The following is a 19,862-nucleotide window of genomic DNA, read 5'->3' on the forward strand; positions in this document are numbered from 1 at the left end:
CCTCACTTGCCTATAGTGGGAGCAAAACAGGCCCTCGGTGGCCAATAAACGTCAGGGCGCCTCAGCTTAGGCTTGGCGCAGCCAACATCAAGAACCAATAACCAAAACGTGCGAAAGCTCATTCAGGAGACAAGAGGCTATTATGAGTCAATTTAAAAAAGGAAAGTTCTCACGCAACCTGGCCGCCACAGCGATTCTGGCGCCGACCCTGGCAATCGTAGGGTGTTCCTCCAGCAGTAGCTCCTCGTCAGATAACGGCGGCGATGGCTCCACCGAAGGCTTTGCATACGACGGCTACCTGAACAACGCTGTGGTATGTATCGATGAAAACCTCAACAAAGCGTGCGATTTTGGCGAGCCCACCACAACCACCGGCGCTGGTGGCCGATTCACGTTTGATACCCTGACAGATGCGCAGCTGCAGCTGCCCCTGGTTCTCCAGGCTACGGCCAATACCACCGACGAGGACGACAATGCCTCAGTCGACACCAACCTTAAATTCCTGGCACCGGCTGGCAGCAAGGCAGTCAGCGGTTTCAGCACTATTGTCCAGGCTAAAATTGAAAAAGCCCTGGCCGGTGGCTCAACAGCCAGCCTGGAAGACCTGAAGGCGAGCGCCGCAGCTGAGCTGGCGGGTGAGCTGGGTGTTTCTGGTGTGGACCTCACCGCCTTTGACCCGATTGCCGCCAAGGCAGACGAAAGCGCTTCCGAGGATGCGCAGACCACGGCTGCCAAGCTCCACCTGGTTAACCAGGTGCTGAGCCAGCAAATCGCCACTCTGGTGCCGCAGGCCAGCGCCAACGCCAATGGCGACGAAACCGCAGCCTTTGGTGCCCTGGTGAATAATCTGAACGCAACCAACGTAAAGCAAGCGGTCGACAACGACACTGCTGGTCTGGCGTTGCCTGAACTGAAAGAAGCGTTGGCAGATGTTATCGTAAGCGAAGTTACGCCTCTGGTTCCGACCACCGAGGAGATCGAAGAGCAGGCTGCTATCGATGAGATCGTCCAAGAGATCATCCAGGAAGTGGTAGCTGAGGAAGAAGAGCCGACGGGCGCAACAGGCGGTACCGGCAGCTGATCAATTGCGGTATAAGCGCCGCAAAGGGGCTGGCTTTGCCAGCCCCTTTGTTTGTTATCAGCAAAAAGTAGGCTTATTATCGGCCTCCCGAATATTAGAAGTCTCAGCATGACAGGTATGGTATTGAAGATTCTGCTTCCCTTGGCTCTGCTGGCCCTGCAGGGCTGCGCCTTTGCCCCCGGCTCTCACATCGACTCAGGTGGCTGGGGAGCCGATTACAAGAGTCCTCCAGAGGAAGACGTAAGTGACTTGGTGAAGGTGAGCCGTATTGGTCCGGCTAATTTACGCCAGGCCCTCGTCGCCGAAGTGCCGCTTCCACCTGACGAATTGCTACTGAAAGACAGTGATTTCCAATACCGCATCGGTATTGGTGACGTACTGCAAATTACGGTTTGGGACCACCCGGAACTCACCATTCCCGCAGGTTCTGAGCGCAGTTCCCAGGAATCGGGGAACGTTGTTAACGAAAATGGCGATATTTATTACCCGTACATCGGTTACGTAAACGTCGCCGGAAACACCACCCAGAAAGTGAGGGAAGAGGTAGCCGAACGCCTCTCTGCTTATCTGGAGTCCCCGCAAGTTGATGTCTCCGTCGCTGCCTTCCGCAGTCAGCGCATATACGTAAGTGGCGCAGTGGATGAACCGGGAGTGTACCCTCTCACCAACGTTCCCACCCGCCTGGTAGACGCCATCAGTCAAGCCGGCGGCCTGGAAGAAAATGGTGACTGGCGCCATGTCATACTGACGCGCAATGGCCGTGACTATACCCTATCTCTCAAAGATGTATTTGAAAAAGGCAACAAGCACCACAACGTGCTGCTCAAAAGTGGTGACGTGATTAACGTGCCGCTGGGTAACGATCGTAAAGTCTTTGTGTTGGGTGAGGTGGCAAAAACCCAATCGTTGCCCATGGGGCGTAATGGGCTCTCTCTGGCAGAAGCCATTTCCAACGTAGGCGGCCTGAACGAGCGCCAGTCAGACGCTACCGGGGTATTTGTGGTGCGCCGATCTGAACAGGCTGGGCCCGACAGTGATATTCTGATTGATCTCTATCAGCTGAACCTGAAGGACGCTACAGCTATGGTGATGGCAGACAGCTTCACCCTTCAGAATAGGGATTTGGTATACGTTACGGCAGCGCCATTGGCCCGCTGGAACCGTGTAGTGTCCTTGCTGGTGCCGTCGTTTACTGCCCTGTTCCTGGGGGATCGGGCGTTTGACCTTGCAGAGTAAGCTGAAGCGTTATGATTAATGACATCCTGGTCTTGTGCGTGGGTAATATCTGCCGCAGCCCCGTGGCCGAAGCCCTGCTAAAAGCCAACTTGCCCGGCAAAACCATAGAATCCGCCGGGTTGGGCGCGCTGGTGGACCATGAAGCCGACCCGACCGCCGCCGAACTGGCCCATCGGGTGGGGCTAGACCTGACTGAGCACCGGGCGCGACAAATCACCACTGAACAACTCCGCCGCGCAGATCTAATTTTGGTGATGAGCGAAGCCCAGCGCGCCCAAGTCAGGGCCAAAGATCCGGTCGCTGCCGGCAAAACCATGTTGCTTACCCATTGGTTACCCGGTAAACCGGACATCCCGGATCCTTATAAAAAAAGCCGCGAAGCCTTTGAGCACGTGCACCAAATGCTCCAGGATTCCGTAAAAGCCTGGCTGCCCAAGCTAAAATAATGAGCAAGAGCAACAAATGAGCGAACCAAGTACTACCCCCTCCGGCAGTCAGATCCGCCAGAACGACGACGAAATCGACATCGGCTTTTTGCTTGGCAGCCTGTGGGACCACAAAATCTTCATCGCCGTACTCACCGTGGTCTTTGCCGTGGCGGGTCTTGTCTACGCCACCCTGGCCACTCCTATCTACCAGGCCGATGCCCTGGTCCAGGTGGAAAAAAAGTCCGGGACGATGCCCGGAACCGACATGTCGGAGTTGCTTGGTAAGCAGGAGTCCAGCACCAGTACCGAAATTGAAATACTCCGTTCCCGGATGATTCTGGGCCAAGTCGTCGACCAGACGGACCTGGATATCGACATTCAGCCCAACAGCCTTCCCATTATTGGTGACTGGCTGCGCCGCAAGGGTGTAGCACGCCCGGGGGTTATGGAGGGGAAAGCCTCCGTATGGGCTGGTGAGACCCTGCAAGTCAGTGAGTTGGTCGCCAGTCACGAAAGCAGCACGCTGAAATTCACTCTCGAATCTATGGGCAATGGCCGCTACCTGCTGAACGACGTCGAGGGCAACCCATTGGGGCAGGGCAGCGTCGGCCAGAAACTGGTTGTCGACGAACCCTGGCTGGAATTCACGGTAGCCGAGTTGAACGCCCCGACCGGCGCCAGCTTCACCGTCATCAAAAAGAGCCGGCTGTCAGCCATTAATGGCCTAAAGAGCCGCCTACAAATAAGCCCGCAGGGCAAGGACACCGGCATCCTTAGCCTGACCCTGCAAGGCTCAGACAAGCAGGAACTGGTTCGCAGCCTGAATGCCACCAACCAGGTGTTTCTCACCCAGAACATCGCACGACAAGCTGCCGAGGCGGAAAAAAGCCTGGAATTCCTGGAAGAGCAGGCCCCCAAAATCCGTGAACAGCTCAACGAAGCGGAAAACCGACTGAACGAATACCGGCTACAGAGCGACAGCATAGACCTGAGTTTTGAAACCCAGAACGCCCTTGACAGCCTGGTGCGTATCGAGGCCAGCCTGAACGAGCTGGAGCTGCAGGAATCGGAACTGGCTCGTCGGTTCACTCCGAACCACCCGGTGTACCGATCCTTGCTGGAGAAGAAAGACCAACTGTTGCGTGAAAAAGCCCGCCTGGAAGAGCGCACCGGCAACCTGCCGGAAACCCAGCAACAGGTCCTCCGCCTGAGCCGAGATGTAAAGGTAACCCAGGAAATCTACGTGCAATTGCTTAACCGCATGCAGGAGCTGCGCCTGGTGCGTGCCGGCACCGTGGGCAACGTACGCATCCTGGATGATGCGGTCACCCAGGGCCAGGTGGCCCCCCGACGTAACCTGATTGTGGCTGCGGCCGGCATGAGTGGCTTGCTGCTGGCCATGGTGATCGTGTTGCTGCGGGCTGCCTTTAACCGGGGTATTGTATCCCCGGAACAGCTGGAGGAACTGGACCTGCCGGTATACGCAACCATCCCGCTTTCTGAAGAAGAGAAGCGCATTGCAAGCAAAGGCGGAGCGTCCAGCAAGCGCCGCCGAAAATGCTCAGATCAAGAGGGAATCTTGGCGGTGCGCAATCCGGCGGACCTTTCCATTGAGGCTATCCGCGGCCTGCGAACCTCTCTGCATTTTGCCATGATGGAAGGTAGTGATAATCGCTTGGTGATTACGGGGCCGAGTCCTGGCATCGGCAAGAGTTTTGTGTCGGCCAACCTCGCCGCCACTTGTGCCCAGGCTGGCCAGAAAGTGGTGGTGGTCGACGGCGATATGCGCAAAGGCCACGTCCATGAAGTCTTCAATCAGGAGGCCGCAAACGGTTTGTCCGACGTGCTCTCTGGCAAACTGGAGTACCAACAGGCCGTGCGCACGTCTGCAACTGAGGGGCTCAGCTGGGTAAGTCGAGGCAGCGCACCGCCTAATCCTTCCGAACTGCTTATGCAGGCCCGGTTCAGCGAATTCCTGGATTACCTGAGCGAACAATTCGACCTTGTGATCATCGACACCCCGCCAATTCTTGCGGTCACCGATGCGGCCATCATTGGCAAACAGTGCGGCACCTCCCTGATGGTAGTCAGGTTTGGCATGAATACGCCGAAAGAAGTCCAGATTGCGGAAAACCGCCTAGCTAAGGGAGGCGTGACCCTGAAAGGCACTATCCTTAATGCCATGGAAAAGAAAGCGGCAACGAGCTACGGCTATTACGGATACTACAATTATGCCTATAAATCCGACTGATGAGAAAAACTCAACTTGTGCCCTAGCGAGGGCGTGATCCTGAGGGGCGGATGAAATCTTTCATCCGCTTCCCCACGTTTGAGCGCACAAGCAAGGCCAAAACACGAAATTACTGATCAGAAGCAACACTGGAGCAAAAGGCTTAGCCATAATCTCCCCGCATGACAAAAAACATGCCACCACTCACAAAAAAATCTTGCTGGATGAACAGCTTTTCGATGAGCATGAAGGCACTCGATAGGTCCTGCCTGAGAAGTTTGCCAGATTGTTTCAGGCGGTGGAGAGAAACTGTGGCGGCAAGGCGGTCAAAAATTTCGGTTTAGAACGCAAAGTTAAATGGATGGTTTTGTCCATTCAATTTTATGTAGTTTGCACAATTATATGAGTCAGTTCGTATGCCATTTTTAAGTTTAATTGGGCGGGAAAAAGAGTTATTCACCCACGACGTAGAGCAGGGCGAAGCACGCCTCCGCGATATCGTCAGCACTTCCCGTTTTCTGGTCTTAGGAGGGGCAGGCTCCATAGGCCAATCAGTAACCAAGGAAATCTTTAAACGAAACCCAGCCAAGCTCCATGTGGTAGACATCAGCGAAAACAACTTGGTAGAGCTGGTGCGCGATATCCGAAGCAGCTTTGGTTATATCCCGGGGGATTTTCGCACCTTTGCGCTGGATATTGGTTCAGTCGAGTACGATGCCTTCTTCAAGGCCGACGGCGGATACGATTACATTCTTAACCTCTCCGCTCTCAAGCACGTGCGCAGCGAAAAAGATCCTTACACCCTGATGCGCATGGTGGATGTAAACATCTTCAACACCGATAAAACGCTGCAACAAGCCATTGAGGCTGGCGCTAGGAAATACTTCTGTGTATCCACGGACAAGGCGGCAAACCCGGTCAACATGATGGGTGCTTCCAAGCGCATCATGGAAATGTTTCTGATGCGTAGAAGCATGCAGATGAACATTTCTACCGCCCGGTTTGCCAACGTTGCCTTCTCTGATGGTTCCCTGCTGCATGGTTTCAACCAGCGTCTGGAAAAACGCCAGCCGATTGTGGCGCCGAATGACGTTCGCCGTTATTTCGTGACTCCGAAAGAATCCGGCGAACTGTGTCTGATGTCCTGCATCTTCGGAGACAATCGGGACATCTTCTTCCCGAAACTCAGCGAAGAGCTTCACCTGATTTCGTTTGCCGATATTGCCGTGAAGTACCTGGCGGAGAAGGGCTTTGAGCCGGTGGTGTGCAGTGATGAGGACGAGGCCCGAGAGCTGGCGAAAACCCTCCCGGAGCAAGGCAAATGGCCATGCCTGTTTACCTCCAGCGATACCACCGGTGAGAAAGACTTTGAAGAATTCTTTACCGATCAGGAAACGCTGGACATGGCGCGCTTCGAGAATCTCGGCATCATTAAGAACGAGGCGAGCTTTGATGAGCAATTGCTGGCCGAGTTTGAAGAGCGGATTACCGCGATGAAGCGAGTCCTGGGCTGGAGCAAACAGGACCTCGTGGACCTGTTTCACCGTATGATTCCGGATTTCGGGCACAAAGAAACCGGAAAATATCTCGACAGCAAAATGTGAGGCAGCTTTGAGCGACCAACTGATTCAGTTTGTCCGAGACTATTTCGGAACCAACGAATTTATCCCGCTCCACGCCCCGGTGTTTCCTGGCCGTGAGAAGGAATACGTAGCCGATACCATCGAGTCCACCTTTGTATCCAGTGTGGGCGCTTATGTGGACCGGTTCGAGCAGGATATGGCCAGCTATACAGGCTCGCCTAAGGCAGTCGCCACGGTCAACGGAACAGCAGCCCTGCACATTGCACTGAAGCTTGCCGGGGTAGAGGCGGGTGATCTGGTGATTACGCAGCCACTCACCTTCGTGGCCACCTGTAATGCCATCGCCTATTGCAATGCCGAACCTGTGTTTATAGATGTAGACCGGGACACGCTGGGCTTGTCTGCCAAGGCGTTGGAGGCCTGGCTGGAAGAGCATGCAAACTTGGACTCAGAAGGCGTATGTCGCACCCGAACAGACAACAAAGTGGTTCGGGCTTGCGTGCCCATGCACACCTTCGGGCATCCCGCAGATCTGGACCGGCTGGTATCGGTAACCCGCCGCTGGAATATCGCATTGATCGAGGATGCCGCTGAATCTCTGGGCAGTTATTACAAGGGGCAGCACACCGGAACCTTCGGCGTACTAGGTACACTCAGCTTCAACGGCAACAAAATCATGACCACCGGCGGCGGGGGGATGATTCTGACCGGCGAGGCGTTGGAGACCCGTGCCAAACACCTGACCACCACCGCCAAGAAGCCTCATCCCTTCGAGTACATTCACGACGAGCTGGGTTATAACTACCGGTTACCAAACCTGAATGCTGCACTGGGATGCGCCCAGATGGAGCAGCTGGAAACCTTCATTGAGGCCAAGCGGGCATTAGCTGGTTCCTACGAGGGGTTATTCTCAGGCACGAACCTGGAGTTCGTTAAAGAGCCTGCGGAATGTCGCTCGAATTACTGGTTAAACGCCGTTATCTGTGACGACAAAGCCCACAGAGATGAGTTACTTGAAGCCACCAACCAGCAAGGTGTGATGACCCGGCCCATCTGGGCGTTGATGAATCACCTAGTTATGTACCAGAGCTGTCGACGTGGCGATCTTAGTAATGCGGAGTGGCTGGAAGCCCGTGTGGTTAATTTGCCAAGTAGTGTAGTGACGAAGTGACGTTGACGAACCGGATAGGCATTTTCGGAACATCAGGCATGGCAAGGGAAGCCGGCGATATTGCATGGGCGCTGGGTCTTCAGCCTATTTATGTTGCTCGGGATGAAGCCGAATTGCAGGCCTGGTGTTTTTCGGCAAAGGTGATTTTGGAGCGGGATGTCGACCAATGCGCAGGCATGCCTTTTGTGATTGGGATCGGTGAAAATAACATCCGCAGAGCGGTTGCCGAGCGTTTTAAAGATTCGCTCTCCTTCACCAACCTGATTCACCCAAGCGCCACCTTTGGTTGCGGTCAGCGGGGCAAGCTTGAGCATTGCAAAGGCACTATTGTCGCCGCCGGCGCGCGTTTCACCAACGGCATCGCTATTGGGGATTTCTGCATCTTTAATCAAAACACCACGGTTGCCCACGATTGTCTTGTGGATAGCTATGTGCACGTGGCCCCGGGCGCTAACCTTTCCGGCAATGTCCATTTGAAACAAGGGGCCTGGATAGGCGCGGGTGCCGTGGTTAATCAGGGTAGCAATGCCGAAAAACGAGTGATTGGCGAAAATACCATGGTGGGCTCCGGTACGGTGGTCATTAATGATTGCGAAGCCAATGCCGTGTATGCGGGTGTTCCTGCAAAGAGGATCAAATGAAGACGCTTATTATTGCTGAAGCCGGCGTAAACCATAACGGTGATATGGCGCTGGCCAAAGAACTGATTGCGGCCGCGGCAGAAGCTGGCGCAGATCTGGTAAAGTTCCAGACGTTTATTGCTGCAAGCATTATCTCCCGTAGTGCGCCCAAGGCAGAGTATCAGAAAGGCGCAACTGACCCTCAGGAATCCCAACAGGAGATGGTTCGTAAGCTCGAGTTAACCCGCGAGAATCATCTGGAATTGATGGCTGAATGCAAAAGACAGGGTATCGGTTTTTTCTCCACCGCCTTTGATAAAGATAGCATCGATTTACTCGAAGAGTTAAGTGGTACGGAGATAGTTAAGGTGCCTTCTGGCGAACTAACCAATCTCCCTTACCTCCGTTACCTGACTTGCCACGGAAAACACGTGCTCCTATCAACCGGCATGGCAAATTTGGGCGAGATCGAAGCCGCGATCAATGTGGTGGAGCAGGCTGGTACCCCCAGAGATAAAATCACCGTTCTGCACTGCACCACCGAATACCCCACACCCATGGAAGATGTGAATCTTCGCGCCATGGTCAACATTGGTAAGGCGTTCGGGGTATCCGTGGGTTACTCGGACCACACGCCAGGCATTGAAATACCCATAGCAGCGGTTGCTCTGGGTGCGACCGTGATTGAAAAGCACTTCACCCTGGATCGTAATCTGCCAGGACCGGACCATAGGGCCAGCCTCGAACCTGATGAGCTGAAAGCCATGGTGCAAGGCATTCGGAATATTGAAAAGGCGCTGGGGGATGGCATCAAACGCCCGAGCCCTAGCGAACTCAAGAACAAGCCCATTGCCCGCAAGTCCCTCGTGGCGGCTCGTCCCATCAGGGTCGGCGAACGGTTCAGCGAAGACAATCTGATGGCCAAACGCCCGGGCACCGGCATTTCACCCATGCAGTGGGATGACGTGATCGGGCGCACAGCTCCCCGTGATTTCAGTGAAGATGAGTTGATCGAACTATGACTCGCAAGGTCTGTGTAGTCACTGGCACAAGGGCTGAATTCGGGTTGTTGCGCTGGCTGATGGGCGAGATTTACAACCACCCGCAGCTGGAGCTTCAGGTGATTGCAACGGGCATGCACTTGTCGCCCGAGTTCGGTTCGACCTACCGTGAAATCGAAGAAGCCGGCTTCGAGATTGATGCCAGAGTGGAAATGCTCCTGAGCTCAGACACCAACACCGCGGTAACCAAATCTATGGGCCTTGGGGTAATCGGGTTTGCCGATGCCTACGAAAACATGGCGCCGGATATCGTGGTAGTACTGGGTGATCGATTCGAGATATTCGCCGCCACTTCCGCAGCCATGATTGCCGGACTGCCGGTTGCTCACTTGCATGGTGGGGAGACGACGGAAGGGGCTTTTGACGAAGCGATCCGCCATTCTATCACCAAAATGTCTCAGCTCCATTTTGTAGCCGCAGACGAATACCGCCAGCGCGTGATTCAGCTTGGAGAGCACCCGGACAGGGTGTTTAACTTCGGCGGTATGGGAATTGATGCCATCAAGCGCATCAAGCTGCTCAGCCGCGAAGAACTGGAGCGCTCACTGGAACTCAGTTTTGGCGAAAAGAACCTGCTGGTAACATTCCACCCGGTAACGCTTGAGGGTGGGGCCAGTTCGGCTGCCCAAATGGGCGAGTTGTTGGCCGCTTTGGCAGGGCTTGAAGATACCACGCTGATCTTTACCATGCCGAACGCCGACACCGGGGGCCGGGAGCTCAGTGCCATGGTAAGGGAGTTCGCGGAGGGTCACCCCAATGCGAAGGTATATACGTCACTCGGCCAACTCCGCTACTTCTCCTGCCTGGCGCAGATTGACGGTGTGGTTGGTAATTCCTCCAGCGGCCTGGCAGAAGCGCCATCCTTCAATATCGGGACTGTGAATATCGGCGACCGCCAGAAAGGACGGCTGAAAGCGAGCAGCGTGATTGACTGCGAGTCTAACCGCGATGCTATTCAGGCTGCCTTGGAAGCGCTCTACTCGTCCGACTTCCAGGCCAGCATTGTTGCTGTTTCCAACCCATACGGCAACGGCGGTGCCAGCGAAGCGATCGTCAAAGTACTTGCGGAATATCCTCTGGAAAACATTCGCAAAAAACAGTTCTACAACCTGTCAGCAAATGACTTCTCCTAATCCGCGGAGCATTCCATGAAGCCCTGGCGTAAAGCCCTTGTAAACAGTGACGTAACCTTGGAGCAGGCTATCGAAGTTCTGGACAAGGCGGCCCTGCGTATCGCCCTGGTTGTCGATGCAAACAACAAGTTGCTGGGCACCCTGACAGACGGGGATGTACGCAGAGCACTACTGAAACATTTGCCGCTGGAAACTCCGGTTAATCAGATTATGAATGCCCGGCCCAAGGCAGCGGAGCATTGCTGGACAGAGAGCCGCATTCTGGCGGTCATGGAACAGCATGAATTGCTGCAGTTACCGTTGGTTGACGCTGAAGGGCGGGTCGTTGGGCTGGTCAACCTACACGACATCCTAAGTAAGCACAGACACGATAACCCGGTCTTCCTGATGGCGGGCGGTTTCGGAACCCGCCTTCGCCCACTGACCAACAATTGCCCCAAGCCCATGCTCAAAGTGGGTGACAAGCCAATCCTTGAGCAAATCCTTCTGAATTTTGTGGAAGCCGGTTTCCACCGTTTCTACATCTCAACCCACTATATGCCTGAAGTGATCCGCGACTACTTCGGTAATGGTGAGAAGTGGGGCGTGAGCATCCAATACGTTCACGAGGAAGAGCCGCTAGGCACCGGCGGCGCACTGGGTTTTCTTCCCTACGACGAGATCGACCAACCACTGTTCATGATGAACGGCGACCTGCTGACCTCCCTGAACCTGCAAAGCTTTCTGGAATTCCACGAAACCCACAGAGGCATTGCCACCATGTGCGTGCGGGAATATGAGCACCAGGTGCCTTATGGTGTGATCACCAGTGAAGGCACCCAGATTAAATCCATGATCGAGAAGCCCGTTCACCGGTTCTTTGTAAACGCGGGTATTTACCTGCTGGATCCAGTCCTCGTTAAAAGTGTGGAGCCAGGCACAAGAGTTGATATGCCGACCCTGCTGGAGCGGCAGATTGACAGCGGCAAGACCGTAAATATGTTCCCGATACATGAGTATTGGCTGGACATTGGGCGGATGGATGATTTCCACAAAGCCCAGAATGAATGCGAGTTGGCGGGAACCTTGAAATGAGGCGCGCATTGGTAGTCGGTAGTGGCAGCATTGCCAAACGCCATATCCGTAACTTTCGTGACCTCTACCCCGACGTAGAAGTCGTTTGTGTTAGCTCCAGTGGCCGTCAAATCGCAGCCTCCGATGTAGGTGCAACTAGCGTTGTCGACATGATAGAAGCGGCTGTTTTGGATAAGCCGGATGTTGCGATTGTGGCGTCTCCAGCCAACTTCCACCTTGCGCATGCCGAAAAAATTCTGAAGGCGAATATCCCTGTTCTTATAGAAAAGCCACTTTGTGTTGATATTTCTGAGCTGGCAGAATTTTCCTCTGATCAATTGAAAAGCAAGGTTGCTGTTGGCTATAACCTACGTTTTATGCCCGCAGCGAAGGCTGTGAAAGAGGTGATCGTTTCGGGGGACCTGGGGCGGATTTCGACGGTCTTTTCAGAGGTGGGGCAATACCTTCCGGATTGGCGCCCTGACACCGATTACCGAAAAGGTGTTTCTGCACAGAAATGGTTAGGGGGGGGCGCACTCCTTGAGCTGAGCCACGAACTGGACTACTTGAACTGGCTCTTTGGCAACATCTCAGAAGTTTCCGCGGTTACGGGCTCTTCCACAATCCTTGATGTTGATGTTGAAGACACCGTGGATGCATTGCTGACCAATCAAAGCGGAATTGTTTTTCACTTGCACCTCGATTTCCTCCAGCGATCCCCGAGCCGGTCTTTGAAAGTAGTGGGTGAGAAGGGAACGTTAATTTGGAACTTACTCGCCAATGAAGTGGTGTTGCAGAGTTCTAGCGTTACCTCGGAAGTGATTTTTAGTGACCGTAACTACGACCGGAATGAAATGTATGTGGAACAGTTGCGAGCGTTTGTGGCGTTTGCCAAAGGCGACGGTGAGTTTGATTCGACGCTTGGCAGCAGCATTGAAGTGATGCGTTTGGTAGAAGCCATCCGATTATCCGACCAACAAAGAGCTTGGGTTAATCTTGAGGCGATAAAGTGAAGAAGGTATTTGCATTTGTATTTGCTCGAGGCGGTTCTAAAGGATTGCCGCGAAAGAATGTCCTGCCGCTTGGGGGAATTCCTCTGGTCGCCCATTCAATTACAGTGGCAAAACAGGTAGAGGGCGTTGATAGGATATTTGTTTCAACGGACGATGATGAAATAGAAAGCATCGCCCGGAAGTTCGGTGCAGAGGTTATCGACCGCCCAGAGGAATTAGCACAAGATAACGCTCCCGAGATTGAGGCTTGGAGGCATGCTCTTACCCACTTAAAAGATCAAGGTGAAGACTTCGACGTTTTTCTCAGCTTGCCTGCGACTAGCCCCCTCCGAGACCGATCGGATGTAACTGCCTGTCTGGATGCGTTAGATAACGAAACGGACGTTGTGATCACTGTGACACCAGCATCGCGGAGTCCATACTTCAATATGGTCTCCCGTGACGTAGACGGAAGCTGCCGGATTTTGTCGCCTTCCAGCGGCTTTTCAAGACGCCAGGATGTTCCTCAGGCCTACGACATCACTACAGTTGCCTACGCCGTTAGACCGGAATTCATATTCAAGCACAACAATCTGTTTGATGGTGAAGTGAAGTCCGTTGTGGTGCCGAAGGAGCGGGCAGTCGACATCGACGATTACTGGGATTACAAATTTGCAGAAGTTCTGCTCGGGGTGAAGTGCGATGATGTTGAAGGGTAAAAACATTCTGGTAGTCGGCGCTGCGGGGTTACTGGGGCGTGAGATTGTTAAATCGGTTATCAGAGAGGGTGGGCAGGTTGTTGCCGCTGATGTTAGTGCAGAGGCACTTGATTCGTTCTCTAAGACTTTTGGCTCAAGCGCGTTTGAGAGTGTTGAAATCGACATAACAAGCAAAGACTCGGTCTTTAGGGCGATTGAGTTCTGTGAGAGAACTATGGGCGCGCTTGATGGGGCAGTTAATACGGCCTACCCACGGAATAAGAATTATGGTCGAAAAGTTTTGGAAGTAACGCATGAAGATTTCTCCGAGAACCTCGGATTGCACCTCGGGGGATATTTCATATTCATGCAACAGTGTGCTGCCTATGCTCAGGAGAAGGGCGAGCCATTTTCATTGGTTAGCATGTCGTCTATTTATGGTGTTATGGCGCCAAGATTTGAAGTCTATGAAGGCAGCAATATGACAATGCCAGTCGAATACGCTGCCATTAAATCTGCATTGCTTCACTTGAACAAATATTTTGCAAGCTACATGAAAGGTTCAGGCTTTCGTGCAAACTCTGTCAGCCCCGGTGGCTTGTTAGATGGCCAAAACGAGAGATTCCTGGAAAATTACAACTCCCATTGTATGGAAAAAGGGATGCTGGACCCATCTGATATCACCGGGGCAGTGAATTTTTTGTTGTCTGACAGCTCCCGTTACATGGCTGGCCAGAACGTGATTGTTGATGATGGCTTCAGTGTTTAAAACATGAACTATTTTCGCATCTGTCGGATAAGTTAAGGTTCAGTTAATGCCATATCTGGAGCACAGGAAGCTTTCATCGGAGAGTTCAAGTCTGCTTGATTTTGTTCGGGGGGGGGCAGCTCAGCTTGTTGTGATTGGGCACGGGATATCCTTCACTGGAATTGCGCCTTATCTGAAACAACCGAATTTCCCCTGGATGCAGAATATCGCGGTGCTTGTATTCTTTATTATTTCGGGATTCCTGATTACATATTCTCTGATTGGAAAAGCTAAGAATGATAACTACCAGTATTTCGACTATCTTGTTGACCGAAGTGCACGGATCTATACGACATTTTTGCCTTCATTAGTTTTTGTATTTTGGATCGACTTACTGAGTATATCTCTGGGTGACTCTGGGTATCGATATTGGTCGGCGTTTGATGTTAAGACCTTTGTAGGAAATATATTTCTGCTCCAAGATTTTCCGGGCTTGCCAATTACCAGTTTTGGTTCTGCCAGACCATTTTGGACGCTTGCGATGGAGTGGTGGATATACCTCTTTGTTGGTGCAGTATTTTTCTTTATCGTAAAGACGAGAAGCTCCGTTTTATTAGTGTGTGGAATCGTGTTCTCGGTAGTCCCCCTATATAATCTTCTGGGTGGTAGAGGTAATGGACTGTTTTCCTACTGGCTGTTCGGTTCTGTGATCTATTTTTTTTGGGCATCGCGATTTCTTGATCGGTTGAGCGTAAAGGGGAAGGTGACACTTCTTTTTCTAGGAGTGGTATTGGCGTCGTACAGAGTGATGGATACGCTGGTTGAGTATGAACCGATTTTTGCAATGCTCTTGGCTATAAATATCTTGCTCCTGATAGATTTGGCCCCCCGACTGCATCTAAATAAAGCATTTTCTATAGGGGCGGCGTCTGTTGCAGCATACTCTTACACGTTGTACCTGGTTCATTATTCGATATATGATTTTATGGTTACGCACTGGGGACAAGGTGTTGGTATTTTTGTTGTTGGGTTTGTTGCTTCGAATCTAGTTGCAATGGGGATGGGCTACTTTTTTGAAGAAAGAGGAGCTCGGTTTGTAAAAGAAAAATTTTATCGTTTAGTGGCTTCTTAAGTGCGTAGGAAAGTGTTTTATTCTTTTAATGTTATCTCGTAAATTTTAAGATTAATAAAAAGGTTAGATAAAACTCTTTTTTTGCGTTTTATAAACTATGTTACAAAGAATCCCTGCTACTCAGCCATGATAAAATCGACAGCATCTCGCATCCAGTCTATGACACCGCTGCGCAGAGCCTTACTTGCGAGAGAGGCTCTCATTAAATCTGCGGGAAGCAGCTTGGCCTATGGACCAGCGGAGGGGATCCTCAGGCGAATTCTTAAAGTCACAGGGAATTGGGGGTTATGGCCGATTAGCTTGTTGCTGCTGGCTAAAAGGTATTTTGACGGTCGCTTGGCAAACGATTGGGCCGGGACGTTGCCCCAGGTTCTATTCGTGGGAATTGACGCGTTGCGAGAGTATCAAATTCGAGCAGACCTTTGCGCTGAAGTTGGCGAAGCGCCTTTCATTGTTGATCAGCGTACGCCCGCCGGGTTTTCATCTTTACCCGCTCCAAGTATTGGCAGCGTGTTAAGGCAGTGGCGCCGTGTTATGAGCGAGGCATTGGCAATACTCAAAGAGCCGGATGTTGCCTTTGAAAAGCTGGACTTGCTGAGCAGCTTGGCGATTCGTATTCATGATTTATCATACTTGACCGCACTGTTTGAAAGGCTACGTAGAGAGCGCCCGAATTTACGTGTTGTCTTTTCTACAGCGGACTTACCTGCTCACGCGGCATGTCTTGCTGGGTTCAAACCAGAATATCACCAACATGGTCTGCTGGCGGCAGCATTGGTGTTTCCAGAGTTTTCATTCTTGGTTGCTTTAACCAGCTATGAGGGGCGTTATGTGGCTGAGCGTGTCCCTGGCCTTCGTTTTCGGGTCTCTGCTCACGGAAAAAACGCTATGGCTCTCAATTCCGTAGTAGCTATCGCCTGTGATTATATGGCGAGAGATCCAGCCCCTTCCGTTGGTTTGATTCGTCTGGCCCATTTGTATGGGTTTAAGGTAGTTGTCAGGCCCCACCCCAAAGGGGATGAAAACCTGTTAAGAGGCATCAGGGACTGTGAAGGGGTAATAATTGACCCGGCAGGCAGCTTCGATGATTTCATGGAGAAATGGCGCCCAACCATAGTTGCGTCATGGTATTCCACAACTTTGCTAGATGGGCTGTTGTTCGGAGCTTTGCCTGTCACTTTCTCCAAGGGCGTGCCAGCGACTGTGCTGCCACTGGACGATATTTCGTTGGGCTTCCCTCAGGAAGCATCTCGTATCGAATCCTGTATGAGAAGTGCGGACCAGCGCTCAAATGAGCATAACACGTTGATCAAATTGGTTACTGAATGACATATAACCCAGTGCTATTCTTTCATTGTGCAGATAAATCAAATACGAATGCGCAGTCTAATAACACCAAAGCAATTTTGGCTCGCTGGAGTTGTGAGGACCTACCCGCAGCGGTTTTCCATTTTGACACTCCTGATCCTGCCGTCGCGGCGAATCCCAACGTGAGGCTGATCAAACTGCCCGCTAACCGCCTCTGGAAGGTCCGCGCATTCTTGGTCGGGCTTGGCAAGTTTGCTGGGGTTTATTACCCAGGCTTGGCACCAACGTTTGATAATCGAATTCTCGGAATTCGGCGGCAGTTAGGGTTGGGTGGTGCAGTTATCACTTCATTGGAAGGCGTTCCGGTGAATGAGTCGCAACAGAGTGCTGAAGAGCAACGATTAAGCACTTTCGCAGGCCATCAAGTTCGCGGCCAATCTCTAAAGCCGGAGGTCATGCAGGCCTTGATCGGAGTGAAGGGTTATGCCGATCAAATTATAGCCATCAGTCCTTTTTTGCAGCGTATGGCATCTCATCTCTGGCCGGGTATTCCAACAAGTTGTATTCCTTTGGGGGTGAACTTGCGGTGTTTTAACGCCAGTGGCCGTGTACCCCATGGTACAAATCAAAGACTGCGGGTGATTTGCGCTGGCAGTTTTCAATTTCATAAACGCCCTGAGTTCTTCCTTGAGTTGGCACGTCGTTATCCTCAGGCAGATTTCATCTGGTATGGCGATGGCGCTATGCGCGCACCTCTTCTGGATAGAGTTCGTTCTGAAAGGCTACAGAATGTATCTTTCCCTGGGTCGGTTAACGCAGAAGCATTGGCCGAGGCTTTCCGTGCAGCTGACATATTTTCGATGCCCTCTGTCGCTGAAGGCGTACCCAAGGTTACCCAGGAGGCGGCGGCTTGTGGTCTGCCGGTGGTGTGTATGCACTATTACGAGCCTTTTTCGGTGATTGATGGTGTCAATGGTTATCAGGCCACGGATGATGCGGCTTATTTTTCCCATATGGATGAGCTGATTAATGATCCTTCACTTCGAAAGCGTATGGGAGCTGCAAGTGCTGAAATGGCGAAGGATTGGAATTGGGACCAATTGGCAGTTCGTTGGCAGGAAGCTATCAGGGATGTTGTTTTTCAAAAGGCGGGGCAGGCGTGACATCTACAGTCCAAAAAGGTGATGCCTCCCGTGCGGCTGTACGTCATTTGGGCGGGCAGACCATTGTAGTGATGGGGGGAACGCTGTTTACCTTTATTGTCGGGCTCCCTTTTCAGATTTATCTCGCCCGCCAGTTAGGTACGGAAGGGTTGGGTGTTGTAGGTATTGCTGAGGCGCTGGTTCAGACAGCGGCAGGATTTCTAGCCTTTGGGCTGGCTCCATTGGCTATGCGGTATATTCCGGAGTACAGAGTTGCCGGCGCATCACGGGCCATTCGTCAGTTGGTAGGTGGCGGGTTGCTGGTATTAGTAACGATGGGTGTTTTGGGCGCGTCATTATTGACCCCTGTTGCCTCTTTGGCACCTGACGTCATTGGTCTTTCCAAAGATGTGCAGTCGACTCTTTCCGTGCTCGCGCTGTTATTGCCGATTACAATGGTGTCTTTTTTTCTGGCCCAGTCATTACGGGGTTTCCAGGAAATCCGGGTTGTGGTGCTGTCTACTTCAATTTTGACCCTCAGCGCTAAAGTGGTGATCACTGTTGGGCTGTTTTTGACCTTCGGAGTGTCGACTCTGGCATATGCTTGGGCGATTGTGTTTTCGCAGGTGATAGCGATTTTACCGTTGGGATGGGCAGTGTGGCGCCTGTTGCGAGCCTTGCCGAGCGAAGAGGTACCTAAGGCGATAAATTTCAGGGCTTGGGGATCTTTTGCAGGAACTAACTATGCCTCCGGGATTTTGAGTTCGGTGATAGGCAATCTGGATCGAATTATTATCGGCGCTTTGCTGGGCCCCGCCTCGGTAGGTGTCCTGATGGTAGTGCGCCAGTTACAACAATTTCCCACGGTGTTTCACCAGATCGTTCTGACGGTCGTGTCCCCCGTTTTTGCACGACTTAAGGCCGCCGAAGATCAGGCCGGGCTTGCCCACCAGCTTCATTTGGCAAATGACTGGATATTTCGTCTGGCTGCTGGGTTGATCTTGATGCTGGCTGTTCTCGCCGAATATGTTTTGGGGCTCTACGGGCCGGAGTTCGCCTCTGAGGGATCGGGGCTGATGATAGTGATGACACTGGCCGTCGCGGTTAATCTGGGTACCGGCCCCGTTGGTATTATGCTGAATATGACTGGCCATCATGTGGCACTGCTCCGGATTTCCATAGTCACGGCGTTTGCGACGTTCATCGGTTATTTCATCCTCATTCCGTTATTCGGCTTGGTGGGAGCTGGCCTGGCAGTACTCGCTAGCAATATTGCCAACAAGAGTCTCGCAATTTGGCTGGTCAAAAAGAGATTGGGTATAGACTGGTACGATTCGCGTTTTCGAGCCTGGATTTTGCCGTTGTTGGCTGCGGTGATCGTGTTGTTGGCAATGCGCCCGGTGATGGATCGATTGGAGGGCGTGATGATGGAAGGGGTGGTGCTGGCTGTTATAGGCGCGTTGACCTATGTCGTCTATTTTGGGGTTAACTTTATTGCTGGCCTACATGACGATGATTATGAGTTGCTTCAGTCCCTTCGGACGCGAATCCCATGGTTAAAACAGAAAGAGAGTTCTTAGCAATGAGTTTCATCCAAAGTATGCGGTGTCGGGTGGCTGATGCGAGGGGGCGTGGAGTTTACGAAGGTTGGTCTAATGAGAATCTGGCAATTTTCATTCACCTTCCCAAGACCGCAGGCACTTCGGTTTCGAAAGCGCTCGGGCTGCCACGCTCGCGCCATGTGCCAGCTGAAGCATATCGCATCGGCAACCCTGGCAAATTCGCGCGTTTCTTCAAGTTTGCCTTTGTGCGAAACCCTTACGACAGGCTGGTTTCCAGTTATACCTTTCTCAACAATGGGGGCATGAACGAAGACGATGCGAGGTTTGCGAAGCATCATGTGCAGCCTTATGAAAGTTTTGAGCACTTTGTTCTTGAAGGCTTGGCCAGAAACCCGGAAATTCAGTCTTGGGTTCATTTTCGTTCACAGAGTTACTTTATATGCGACTCTAAACGCAAAAACCTGATGGATTTCACAGGGCGTTTTGAGCAAATTGCAGAGGATTATGATGTGATCGCAAAACGTTTGGGTAAGGCAGGCGATTTACCTATCACTAATCAGTCACGCCGTGGCGATTACAGGGAGGCGTATACTCCTGAGCTAATAGATACTGTCTCTCGCCTCTATGCCGAAGATCTGAAAACCTTTGGCTATGGTTTTGACTAACTCCCGTTTTAGTCAATTT

The 19,862-nt window shown here is 52.2% G+C and carries 18 protein-coding genes; all 18 read left to right on the top strand.

What is annotated here, in order from left to right:
• Nucleotides 1-142 precede the first annotated feature (142 nt).
• The 18 genes from Q0Y21_RS04325 (at nt 143) to Q0Y21_RS04410 (ending at nt 19,843) form a co-directional block, all read left to right on the top strand.
• A complete protein-coding gene (locus Q0Y21_RS04325; protein ID WP_297791900.1) occupies nt 143-1,081 on the top strand; it encodes a hypothetical protein in 939 nt (312 codons plus the stop codon).
• Nucleotides 1,082-1,189: 108 nt separating this feature from the next.
• Nucleotides 1,190-2,317 carry a polysaccharide export protein gene (locus Q0Y21_RS04330; protein ID WP_297791902.1) on the top strand — a complete coding sequence of 376 codons (1,128 nt, stop codon included), beginning with the start codon at nt 1,190-1,192 and terminating at the stop codon, nt 2,315-2,317.
• An 11-nt stretch (nt 2,318-2,328) separates the two neighbouring features.
• The gene (locus Q0Y21_RS04335) at nt 2,329-2,763 is read left to right on the top strand and encodes a low molecular weight protein-tyrosine-phosphatase (protein ID WP_297791904.1); all 435 of its coding nucleotides are present in this window, start codon (nt 2,329-2,331) and stop codon (nt 2,761-2,763) included.
• A gap of 16 nt (nt 2,764-2,779) precedes the next feature.
• Nucleotides 2,780-4,996, top strand: a complete 2,217-nt coding sequence (locus Q0Y21_RS04340; protein WP_297791906.1) for a polysaccharide biosynthesis tyrosine autokinase — start codon at nt 2,780-2,782, stop codon at nt 4,994-4,996.
• 395 nt (nt 4,997-5,391) lie between these two features.
• Nucleotides 5,392-6,579 carry a UDP-N-acetylglucosamine 4,6-dehydratase gene (locus tag Q0Y21_RS04345; RefSeq protein WP_297791908.1) on the top strand — a complete coding sequence of 396 codons (1,188 nt, stop codon included), beginning with the start codon at nt 5,392-5,394 and terminating at the stop codon, nt 6,577-6,579.
• A 7-nt stretch (nt 6,580-6,586) separates the two neighbouring features.
• Nucleotides 6,587-7,729, top strand: a complete 1,143-nt coding sequence (locus Q0Y21_RS04350) for a LegC family aminotransferase (protein WP_297791910.1) — start codon at nt 6,587-6,589, stop codon at nt 7,727-7,729.
• Nucleotides 7,726-8,370 carry a hypothetical protein gene (locus Q0Y21_RS04355; protein WP_297791912.1) on the top strand — a complete coding sequence of 215 codons (645 nt, stop codon included), beginning with the start codon at nt 7,726-7,728 and terminating at the stop codon, nt 8,368-8,370. Before Q0Y21_RS04350 ends, Q0Y21_RS04355 begins: the two co-directional genes overlap by 4 nt.
• Nucleotides 8,367-9,371, top strand: coding sequence for an N-acetylneuraminate synthase (neuB, locus tag Q0Y21_RS04360; RefSeq protein ID WP_297791914.1), 1,005 nt, complete (start codon nt 8,367-8,369; stop codon nt 9,369-9,371). The genes Q0Y21_RS04355 and neuB overlap by 4 nt, the downstream gene beginning before the upstream one ends.
• A complete protein-coding gene (gene neuC, locus Q0Y21_RS04365) occupies nt 9,368-10,543 on the top strand; it encodes a UDP-N-acetylglucosamine 2-epimerase (RefSeq protein WP_297791916.1) in 1,176 nt (391 codons plus the stop codon). The genes neuB and neuC overlap by 4 nt, the downstream gene beginning before the upstream one ends.
• A gap of 15 nt (nt 10,544-10,558) precedes the next feature.
• A complete protein-coding gene (locus Q0Y21_RS04370) occupies nt 10,559-11,617 on the top strand; it encodes a nucleotidyltransferase family protein (protein WP_297791917.1) in 1,059 nt (352 codons plus the stop codon).
• Nucleotides 11,614-12,609 (top strand): Gfo/Idh/MocA family oxidoreductase, encoded by a 996-nt coding sequence (locus tag Q0Y21_RS04375; protein ID WP_297791919.1) that lies wholly within the window; start codon nt 11,614-11,616, stop codon nt 12,607-12,609. Before Q0Y21_RS04370 ends, Q0Y21_RS04375 begins: the two co-directional genes overlap by 4 nt.
• Complete coding sequence (locus tag Q0Y21_RS04380; RefSeq protein WP_297791921.1) at nt 12,606-13,307, top strand: acylneuraminate cytidylyltransferase family protein; 702 nt, start codon at nt 12,606-12,608, stop codon at nt 13,305-13,307. Before Q0Y21_RS04375 ends, Q0Y21_RS04380 begins: the two co-directional genes overlap by 4 nt.
• Complete coding sequence (locus Q0Y21_RS04385) at nt 13,291-14,055, top strand: oxidoreductase (protein ID WP_297791923.1); 765 nt, start codon at nt 13,291-13,293, stop codon at nt 14,053-14,055. Before Q0Y21_RS04380 ends, Q0Y21_RS04385 begins: the two co-directional genes overlap by 17 nt.
• Nucleotides 14,056-14,101: 46 nt before the next feature.
• Entirely contained in the window at nt 14,102-15,166 is a 1,065-nt protein-coding gene (locus tag Q0Y21_RS04390) for an acyltransferase (RefSeq protein WP_297791925.1), read from the top strand.
• 378 nt (nt 15,167-15,544) lie between these two features.
• Complete coding sequence (locus tag Q0Y21_RS04395; RefSeq protein ID WP_297791927.1) at nt 15,545-16,495, top strand: hypothetical protein; 951 nt, start codon at nt 15,545-15,547, stop codon at nt 16,493-16,495.
• On the top strand, nt 16,492-17,637 hold the full coding sequence (locus Q0Y21_RS04400; RefSeq protein WP_297791929.1) for a glycosyltransferase: 1,146 nt from the start codon (nt 16,492-16,494) through the stop codon (nt 17,635-17,637). The genes Q0Y21_RS04395 and Q0Y21_RS04400 overlap by 4 nt, the downstream gene beginning before the upstream one ends.
• Nucleotides 17,634-19,196: an oligosaccharide flippase family protein gene (locus Q0Y21_RS04405; protein ID WP_297791931.1), complete on the top strand. Its 1,563-nt coding sequence runs from the start codon at nt 17,634-17,636 to the stop codon at nt 19,194-19,196. The genes Q0Y21_RS04400 and Q0Y21_RS04405 overlap by 4 nt, the downstream gene beginning before the upstream one ends.
• Nucleotides 19,169-19,843 (top strand): sulfotransferase family 2 domain-containing protein, encoded by a 675-nt coding sequence (locus Q0Y21_RS04410; protein WP_297791933.1) that lies wholly within the window; start codon nt 19,169-19,171, stop codon nt 19,841-19,843. The genes Q0Y21_RS04405 and Q0Y21_RS04410 overlap by 28 nt, the downstream gene beginning before the upstream one ends.
• Nucleotides 19,844-19,862: the final 19 nt, after the last annotated feature.

This window comes from uncultured Marinobacter sp., from assembly GCF_947259545.1.
Lineage (GTDB): Bacteria > Pseudomonadota > Gammaproteobacteria > Pseudomonadales > Oleiphilaceae > Marinobacter.